The 8,232-nt window shown below is 73.3% G+C and carries 6 protein-coding genes and 1 pseudogene; 2 read left to right on the top strand and 5 right to left on the bottom strand.

All coding sequences use genetic code 11. The features are described 5' to 3' along the window. Positions 1–43: 43 nt before the first annotated feature. From AAG827_RS21475 to AAG827_RS21490, 4 genes are all read right to left on the bottom strand, one after another. Positions 44–3,187, bottom strand: a complete 3,144-nt coding sequence (locus tag AAG827_RS21475) for an Rne/Rng family ribonuclease (RefSeq protein WP_341928249.1) — start codon at positions 3,185–3,187, stop codon at positions 44–46. A 362-nt stretch (positions 3,188–3,549) separates the two neighbouring features. Further along, the gene (locus tag AAG827_RS21480) at positions 3,550–4,269 is read right to left on the bottom strand and encodes a TIGR03936 family radical SAM-associated protein (protein WP_341928250.1); all 720 of its coding nucleotides are present in this window, start codon (positions 4,267–4,269) and stop codon (positions 3,550–3,552) included. Between the two features lie 63 nt (positions 4,270–4,332). Beyond that, a complete protein-coding gene (locus AAG827_RS21485) occupies positions 4,333–4,635 on the bottom strand; it encodes a DUF4190 domain-containing protein (protein WP_309648745.1) in 303 nt (100 codons plus the stop codon). Beyond that, complete coding sequence (locus tag AAG827_RS21490; protein WP_341928251.1) at positions 4,632–5,795, bottom strand: winged helix DNA-binding domain-containing protein; 1,164 nt, start codon at positions 5,793–5,795, stop codon at positions 4,632–4,634. Before AAG827_RS21490 ends, AAG827_RS21485 begins: the two co-directional genes overlap by 4 nt. 118 nt (positions 5,796–5,913) lie before the next feature. On the opposite strand from AAG827_RS21490, the gene AAG827_RS21495 reads away from it, so the two are divergent. Beyond that, positions 5,914–6,852, top strand: coding sequence for an endonuclease/exonuclease/phosphatase family protein (locus tag AAG827_RS21495; protein ID WP_341928252.1), 939 nt, complete (start codon positions 5,914–5,916; stop codon positions 6,850–6,852). Here AAG827_RS21495 and AAG827_RS21500 read toward each other — a convergent pair. Next, complete coding sequence (locus tag AAG827_RS21500; RefSeq protein WP_341928253.1) at positions 6,822–7,913, bottom strand: hypothetical protein; 1,092 nt, start codon at positions 7,911–7,913, stop codon at positions 6,822–6,824. The genes AAG827_RS21495 and AAG827_RS21500 overlap by 31 nt on opposite strands. Positions 7,914–8,032: 119 nt before the next feature. On the opposite strand from AAG827_RS21500, the pseudogene AAG827_RS21505 reads away from it, so the two are divergent. Further along, positions 8,033–8,232: pseudogene (locus AAG827_RS21505) on the top strand (hypothetical protein); the annotation flags it as partial.

The following is an 8,232-nucleotide window of genomic DNA, read 5'->3' on the forward strand; positions in this document are numbered from 1 at the left end:
CGCGCCGCTCGCACCGCAAAACGGGGGCGAGCGGCGCCCGAGGTCAGCGCTTGCGGGTGCGCTTCTTCACCGGCACGTGCTCCACCGCCGACTCCTCCACGGTGGGCTCGTCCGACGTGGGCGCCGGCTCGGCCGCGCGGGCGCGTCCCCGGGTGCGGGTGACGACCTTGGGCGGCTCGGCGGTGACGACGGGGACGGCTGCCGGCTCCGCGGCCGCGGAGACGACCACGCTGGGCATCGTCGCCGGCGTCGTGCTGATGGTCGCCGTCGAGCGCGTCGTACGACGGGTGCGCGTGACGACCTTGGGGGCCTCGGGCTCGCTCGGGGCCTCGGGCTCCGGCTCGGGCTCGGTGGCGGCGGCCGGCTCGGCCTCCACGAACGGCTCGGCCTCGACGGCCTGCTCCTGGACCTCGGGCTGGGGCTGCGCGGGGGTCTCGACCTCCGGGGCCTCCTCCACCTGGTCCGCAGCCTGGTCCGCGGTCTCGTCCGCGACACGACCGGCGTTCTCGGGCTTGGCCATGGCCGCGATGTCCTTGGGGGACGGCGTGGCCTTGGGGGTGCCCTGGGCGGGCGCTGCCTGGTCGTCCTGCTGACCACGGCCACGCCCACGCGAGCGACGTCCGCCGCCACCGCCGCCCGAGCGGGACTGCTGCTCGTCGCCGCCACCACCCTTGGGCTCGACGGGGTGGTCCTGGATCACGAGGCCGCGACCCTGGCAGTGCTCGCAGTTGTGGCTGAAGGCCTCCACGAGGCCGGTGCCGATCTTCTTGCGGGTCATCTGCACCAGGCCGAGCGAGGTGACCTCGGCGACCTGGTGGCGGGTGCGGTCACGGCCCAGGCACTCGACGAGGCGACGCAGCACCAGGTCGCGGTTGGACTCCAGGACCATGTCGATGAAGTCGACGACGATGATGCCGCCGATGTCGCGCAGCCGCAGCTGGCGCACGATCTCCTCGGCCGCCTCCAGGTTGTTCTTGGTGACGGTCTCCTCGAGGTTGCCGCCGGAGCCGGTGAACTTGCCGGTGTTGACGTCGACGACCGTCATGGCCTCGGTGCGGTCGATGACCAGCGAGCCGCCGGAGGGCAGCCAGACCTTGCGGTCGAGGCCCTTGGCGATCTGCTCGTCGATGCGGTAGGTCGCGAACGCGTCGCCACCACCGTCGTAGCGCTTGACCCGGTCCTGCAGGTCGGGGGCGACCTGGGCGACGTAGGACTGCACGCTCTCCCACGCCTCCTCGCCCTGGATGACGAGCTCCTTGAAGTCCTCGGTGAAGAGGTCGCGCACGACCTTGAGGGTCAGGTCGGGCTCGCCGTAGAGCAGCTGCGGAGCCTGGCCCTTGGCCTTGGAGTCGATGTCCTCCCAGCGAGCCTTGAGGCGCTCGACGTCGTGGGTCAGCTCCTCCTCGCTGGCGCCCTCGGCCGCGGTGCGCACGATGACGCCGGCGGTCTCGGGGACGATCTCCTTGAGCAGGGACTTCAGGCGGTTGCGCTCGGTGTCGGGGAGCTTGCGGGAGATGCCGCTGGTGGTGCCGTCGGGAACGTAGACCAGGAAGCGGCCGGCGAGGCTGACCTGGCTGGTCAGGCGCGCACCCTTGTGACCGACCGGGTCCTTGGTGACCTGCACCAGGATCGACTGGCCCGAGCTGAGCACCGACTCGATCTTGCGGGACTGGCCGTCCTTGTGGCCCAGCGCGGACCAGTTGACCTCACCGGCGTAGAGCACGGCGTTGCGACCCTTGCCGATGTCGATGAAGGCGGCCTCCATCGAGGGCAGCACGTTCTGCACGCGACCGAGGTAGACGTTGCCGATGAGCGAGGTCTGCGACTCCCGGGCGACGTAGTGCTCGACGAGCACCTTGTCCTCCAGCACGCCGATCTGGGTCAGCTCCTCGGCCTGGCGGATAACCATGACCCGGTCGACCGACTCGCGACGGGCGAGGAACTCGGCCTCGCTGACGATCGGGGCGCGGCGACGGCCGGCCTCGCGACCCTCGCGACGACGCTGCTTCTTGGCCTCGAGGCGGGTCGAGCCCGCGATCGCGGTGATCTCGTCCTCGGCGTTGCGGGGCCTGCGGACCCGGGTGACGGTGTTGGGCTCGTCGCCGTTGCCACCTGCGTCGCCCTCGCCCTCGCGACGCCGACGGCGGCGACGGCGGGTGCTGCCGCCCTCGTCCCCCGCGTCGTCGTCCTGCTCGGCCTGGTTGCCCGCGCCGTTCTGGCCGCCCTGGTTGCCCTGGTTGCCCTGGTTGCCCTGGTTGCCACGGCCACCCTGACCGCGGCCGCCCTGGTTGCGACCGCCCTGGGAGGCGTTGTCGCCGTCGTCGGAGGAGTTGTCATCCGAGTCGTCGCCGGCGGAGTCGTCGTTGTCGCCGGCCTTGCGGCGGCGGCGACCACCGCGGCGGCGGCGGCGGCGCGGGCCACCGCCCTCACCGTTGCCCTCGTTGTCGCCGTCGTTGTCGTCGTCGTCCTCGCCGTCGCCGGCGGACTGCTCGGCCTCGGCGGGAGGCGTGCTCTCGGGGCCGGTCGCGGCGGCGGCCGTCGCGGCAGCGACCTCGTCGGACTCGTCGTCGGCCGGCTCGACGGGGGCCTCGGCCGCCGGCTTGCGGGAGCGCGACGAGGACCGCTTGCGCGGGGAGCGGGCGGGAGGTGCGTCGATCTCGGGAGCGACCTCGGCGGGCTGCGCCGGCGCGGTGCTCTCCTCCGCAGCCAGGGCCTCGGCCTCAGCCTCGGCCGCAGCGGCCGCCTCGGCGGCGCGGGTGGCTGCCGACTTGCGCGTGCGGCGGGCGGGAGCGGTCTTCTCCGGCGCCTGGAAGAGCACCATCGGAGCCGCAGCACCCGCGTCGGCCTCGGCGGCCGGAGCCTCCGTCGCCTCGGTGGGGGCGTCCCGGTCGGCCGACGCGGCGGTCTTCTTGGCGGCCGCCTTCTTGGCCGGGGCCTTCTTCGCGGCGGTCTTCTTGGCCGCGGCCTTCTTGGCCGGGGCGGGCGCCTCGTCCACGACAGGAGCCTCCGCCGGGGTCTCGGGCGCCGGGGAGGCCTTCTTGGCCGTGCGCTTGGCGGCGGCCTTCTTGGCCGGTGCGCGCTTGGCGGCGGCCTTCTTCGCCGGCTTCGCCGGCGTGTCGCTGGTGGTGTCGGTGGGGACGACCTCGGTGACAGGAGTGTCCGTTGAGGTGGTGTCGTCGTCAGCCATGGTGCTGCTCCTCGACCCGGAGCGGTGTGCCGTCCGGGCGTGTCAGACGCCGTGGACCCGACAAGCTAGGGGATCGACGGCGCAAAGCCTTCGTGTGGCGGCGACACCCTCCGCAGGTGCGTCACTGGACGGGAGCCACGTCACCTGCCGCGGTCGCAGGGCCACAGGCGAGAGTCGCTGTCACCGACTATCACTGGCCGCGTCGCGGTCCGGCGACGACTTCCAACCACTGTGCCGAGCCCCTCAGGTGCGAGGTGTCCGGCGAGAACGTCGTCGGGTCGAATCAGGCGGCAAGCTCCTGGTGAGGAGGCGACCACGGGTCATCGACCAGGGCCACTATCGCACAACCGATCCGAAACGGACTATCTCCTCGGCCTCAGCGGGTCGCCGATCTCACCGGTCTCGGGATCGAGGGGCCCCTGGGTGAGCCGCGTCAGGAGCGGGGTCTGGACCGGAGCGAGGTCGGAGGTGCGGGCCAGCCCGGAGAGCACGTCGTCGGGCCGGACGGCCGGGACCCCGTGGCGCAGGACCAGGTCGAGACGGGCGCCGCGGTCCCCCGCGAGGGCCGCCAACGAGAGCACGGCGGCGCGGCAGTCGAACTCGCGCAGCCCCTTCTTCGTCATGCGCTCCACGAGCACCGACTCGGCGGCGAGGAAGGTCGAGACCGCGGCCTCGACCTCCTCGAGCGAGGCCTCGATGTCGATCTGCCACCGGCTCGCCTCCAGCTGGTCGGCCAGGGCTCCCCCGGGCGACTCGACCACCTCGACGACGTCGAGTCCGTCGGGCAGCGCCTCGAGGAGCGCCGCGTGGATCTCGGCCGGGTCGACGACCTGCGCGAGGCCGATCTCGAGGAACTCCGCCTCGCTGGCCGACCCCGTGGGAGCCGCGCCGGCGTAGGAGATGCGGGGGTGCGGGTTGAAGCCCGAGGAGTAGGCCATCGGCACCCGAGCCCGGAAGATCGCCCGCTCGAAGGCCCGGGAGAAGTCGCGGTGGCTGCTGAAGCGCAGCCGACCGCGCTTGGCGTAGCGGATGCGGAGGCGCTGGACGGGCGGCGCCTGCTGCTCGGGCTGGTTGCGTGCCATGGGACGGGTCCTGCTCTGGTCGAGGGTGCGGATGGATCAGGAGGTGCTGGAGCCGGAGGACTGCTAGCCGACGAGGACGAAGCCGAAGAAGATCGCGAGGACGCCGAGCACGGCGAGCGTGCCGATCACCGTGGCGACCAGCCCCAGCCAGAATCCGATCGTGGCGAGGTCGTGGCCCGAGGATCGGCCACCGGACTCGGCGATCTCACGCTGGGCCATGCGTCCGAGGATCATCGCCGGGATCCCGGTGACGAAGGAGCAGCCGGTCAGGGAGACCACGCCGAGCACCAGCGCCGCGACCGCGTGGCCGTTGGCCGGCGGCTGCGGAGACGGGTAGGGAGCGCCCGGCGGGGGCTGCTGCGTCAACGTGGCTCCTTCATCGCCGGGGAAGGGTAGACCGTACTGACCCGCTGCCCCTCGAGCCATTCGGTGAGGCGCACGGCCTCGACATCGAGGGCCTCCCGGGTCGCGCGGGGACCGTCCTCCAGCAGTCGCACCTCCACGACCCCGTCGGGGTCCTGGACCCAGCAGCCCACGATGCGCCCGTCCCACCAGGCCGTGGTGCCGGCGTTGCCGTTGCGGTCGAAGAGCGCCGGGCCGTGCGCGCCGAGGTAGAACTCGCGCTGCTTCCACCCCATGACGGTCGGGTCCAGCACCGGCAGCAGTGCTGCCCAGGGCTCGGTGGGTCCGACCTCGTCGACGTCGTCGGGCAGCACCCATCCGGTGCCGTCGCGCTCGAGGGCGACCTCGACCGCGGCGACGTCGAGCAGGGCCTGGCGCACCGCCCCCTTGGTCCCGCCGAGCCACCACTGGACGTCCTCGACCGTGCCGGGGCCGAAGGTGGCGAGCCAGCGTCGGACGAGCTCGGCATAGCCCTCGCGCGCCTCCAGCGGCGGTGGTGAGACGTCGAGCCAGTCCCCCATCCGGGTCCACCGCGGTCGCGAGAGCCGCCAGTGGAGCGTGTTGGCGCCCCGCACGAGGTCGCCGGTCGCGCCGAGGTGCGTCAGCACCCGCCCGGCGCCCCAGGTGGAGCCGGCCGTGACGTCGATCTTGACGTCGATGTGCGCGATCGCCTCCCGCAGCTCCAGGGCGGTCCGACCCGTCGGGGTGTCGGCGAGCAGGTCGAGCACGGCCGCGCGGGCCTCCTCGAGCCAGGCCACCCCGTCGTCCGCGACCCCCGCCTTCACGATGTCCTGCACGATCCGTTTGCCCTCGGTCTCGGCGACCCGTGCCGACGCGCTCCCCCAGACGGCCGGCAGCAGGTCGCGCGGCATGACGAAGAGGGTGCGCCGCATGGCGAGCTGCTTGACCAGCGTGCGGTCGGCGTAGAGCGCCCGGTCGACGTCGTCGCGCGTCAGCCCGTCCACCCGGGCGAAGAGCGAGAGGAAGACCGTCGCCGGCTCGGTCGAGTGCAGCACCGTCATCGCCCGGGTCGCCTGCTCCGGCCCTGACACCCTGCGCCCCGGAGCGATCGCGTGGCGCTGCCCGATGCGGGCCCGGCGCTCGGCGTCGCTGATCAGTCGCATCCCCTCATGGTGCCCGATCGCGCCGACATCCGGACGGGCCCTGGCGGGTGGATCCCCGGGTGGTGCCCCCTACCCTGGGCCACGCCCGAGGAGCACCCACCCACGGACGGAGGCGACGATGAACCGCTGGATCCACGCCGGTTTCGCGGCCCTCGCGCTCGTGCTCGTCGTGTGCCTCGTCGTCTTCTGGCCCCGCCCGGACGGACCCGGGGTCCGCCCACCGCTCCCGGCGCCGTCCTCCGGCCTGCCGCCCCCGACCGACGTGCCCCCGACCCTGCCGCCGACGGATCCGGGCGCCACCTGCGAGCCGCCCCCCACCCAGCGGCTCCGGGTGGCCACGATCAACATCCACGGCGCGGTAGGACGCGACGGCTACGACCTGCCCGGCATGGCCGACGAGATCCGCGCCTGGGACGCCGACGTGGTGCTGCTCCAGGAGGTGCACCGCTTCCGCGCCGCGTCCGGCCTCGACGACCAGCCCGCGGAGCTGGGGCGGTTGCTGGGCATGGACGTCGTCTTCGGGCGCAACTTCACCCGACCCCCGGAGGCGGACGGCGCACCGCGCCGCGAGTCCGGCACGGCGACGCTCAGCTCCCGGCCGATCCTCAGCTGGTCCAACCTGCTGCTGCCCAACTTCCCCGGCCTCCAGCAGCGCGGCCTGCTGCGCGCGACGATCGACCTGCCCGGCGGCGCCATCGACGTCTACAACACCCACTTCCAGCACACGCGTGGCGTGATCCGGATCGTGCAGGCCCGTGGGGTGCGCACGCTGGTCGCCGAGAGCGACCGGCCGTTCCTGCTCGGAGGTGACCTCAACGCCGAGAGCGGGTCACCCGCGATGGACGTCATCGACACCTTCACCTCGGACCCGTGGCCGCTCGTGGGCGTCGGTGACGGTCTGACCGTGCCGCCGCGGGTGCCGAAGCGGCGCATCGACTACGTGCTCCACGGCGCCGGCGGCTGGGTGCCCGAGCAGGCGCAGGTGCTGGCCTCGCGGATCGCAGACCATCGGGCAGTGCTGGTCGACTACGCCCTGCCGCGCCGCGGCGGCTGCTGACCGCCCGGACCCCTGCCGCCGCTCCCGCCGCGACGCTGGTGGACCCGGGTCGCGAACGCCGCCAGCGTCTCGACCGCGGCGTCGGCAACCTCCTGCGGGTCGAGCGGGGCCAGGGCCTTGGCAGCGTCCTCGCCGGCCACGAGGTAGCGCGGGTCACCGTGCAGCGTGTAGCCCCCGCTGCGCAGCGCCTCGAGGTGCTGCTGACCGAGGTCGCGCACCCAGGCGAGGTGCTCGGGTGGCAGGGTGATCTTGGCGCTGGCCTCACGGGCGAGCACCCCGCGGACGAGCACGTTGCGCACCGCCGGCACGTAGTCCTTCTCGTAGTCGGGCAGGCGCTCCCCCAGGCTGGCGTTGAGTCGGCGCAGGACCTCGGCCTCGACGTAGCCGAACGAGGCGTTGACGTGGTGGGTCGGCAGGGTCAGCCGGGTCGCGTCGAAGCCCACGGCCTCGCCGAAGAGCCGGAAGACGCCGTCGGCGTCGGCGGACATCGGAGGGACGGCGATGACGTGCACGTCGGCCGGGTCGAGCCCGGTCGCCCACCGCGCGCAGATGCCCGCCACGTCCTGACGCTGCCAGTAGTGCTCGGCCGCGGCGCCCTCGCGCCGTCGTACCTGCTCGAGGAAGGAGTCGTAGTCGGTGGTGAGCCGGTGCTTGAGGAACTGCTGCCACTCCGAGGGCAGCTGCTTGGCCCAGTCGCGCGCCGACACCACGACCCGCAGGTCCAGGTCGGCCGCCTCGGCGAGCTCACGCACCAGGTCGATGCGGGGGGCGTCGAGCTCGCACAGGTCCTCGTTGCTGATCAGCAGCCGGTCGCCCGGGGTGTCACGCAGCCGCGAGGCCAGCTCGCGCAGCACCTTCGGCTTCGGCGCCCGGTCGAAGCCGGTGCCCATCGTCCAGCCCAGCGGTCGCAGCAGGCGGCGGACATGGGCCGGCCTGCCCACGAACGGGAGGCCGATGCCCGAGCGGCGCAGGAACCGTTTGGACTCCCACAGCCCTGCTTGGAGCGCGGACGTCCCGGTCTTGCTCGCACCGACGTGAACGTAGAGCGGGCGCGTGGTCACCGGCGCAGCATAGCCACGCGCCCAGGCGAGCCCCCGGGCCCCCGGGCCCCCGACGACACCCGCCCACTGGTTCGGACAAGTGCCCACAGGTAGGGCCCCGCGCGCCCTAGTGTGTGCGCGTGACTACACCACCTGAAGGTCCCGGACAGCCCTATGGCACTCCGGAGGGACAGCCTGGCAACACCCCCTACGGCGCTCCGCAGCAGCCCTACGGCGGCGGCCAGCAGCCGCCCTACGGCAACGCCTACCCCGCGGGACCCGGAGGCATGGAGCCCCCCAAGGGCAAGGGCATGGCCATCGCGGCCCTCGTCCTCGCCCT

This window comes from Nocardioides psychrotolerans (assembly GCF_943371775.1).
GTDB classification, from domain to species: domain Bacteria; phylum Actinomycetota; class Actinomycetes; order Propionibacteriales; family Nocardioidaceae; genus Nocardioides; species Nocardioides psychrotolerans_A.

Excerpts from the sequence above, each read along its gene's own strand:
- AAG827_RS21475 (WP_341928249.1), bottom strand. The coding sequence starts at position 3,187 with ATGGCTGACGACGACACCACCTCAACGGACACTCCTGTCACCGAGGTC.
- AAG827_RS21480 (WP_341928250.1), bottom strand. The coding sequence starts at position 4,269 with ATGGCACGCAACCAGCCCGAGCAGCAGGCGCCGCCCGTCCAGCGCCTC.
- AAG827_RS21490 (WP_341928251.1), bottom strand. The coding sequence starts at position 5,795 with ATGCGACTGATCAGCGACGCCGAGCGCCGGGCCCGCATCGGGCAGCGC.
- AAG827_RS21495 (WP_341928252.1), top strand. The coding sequence starts at position 5,914 with ATGAACCGCTGGATCCACGCCGGTTTCGCGGCCCTCGCGCTCGTGCTC.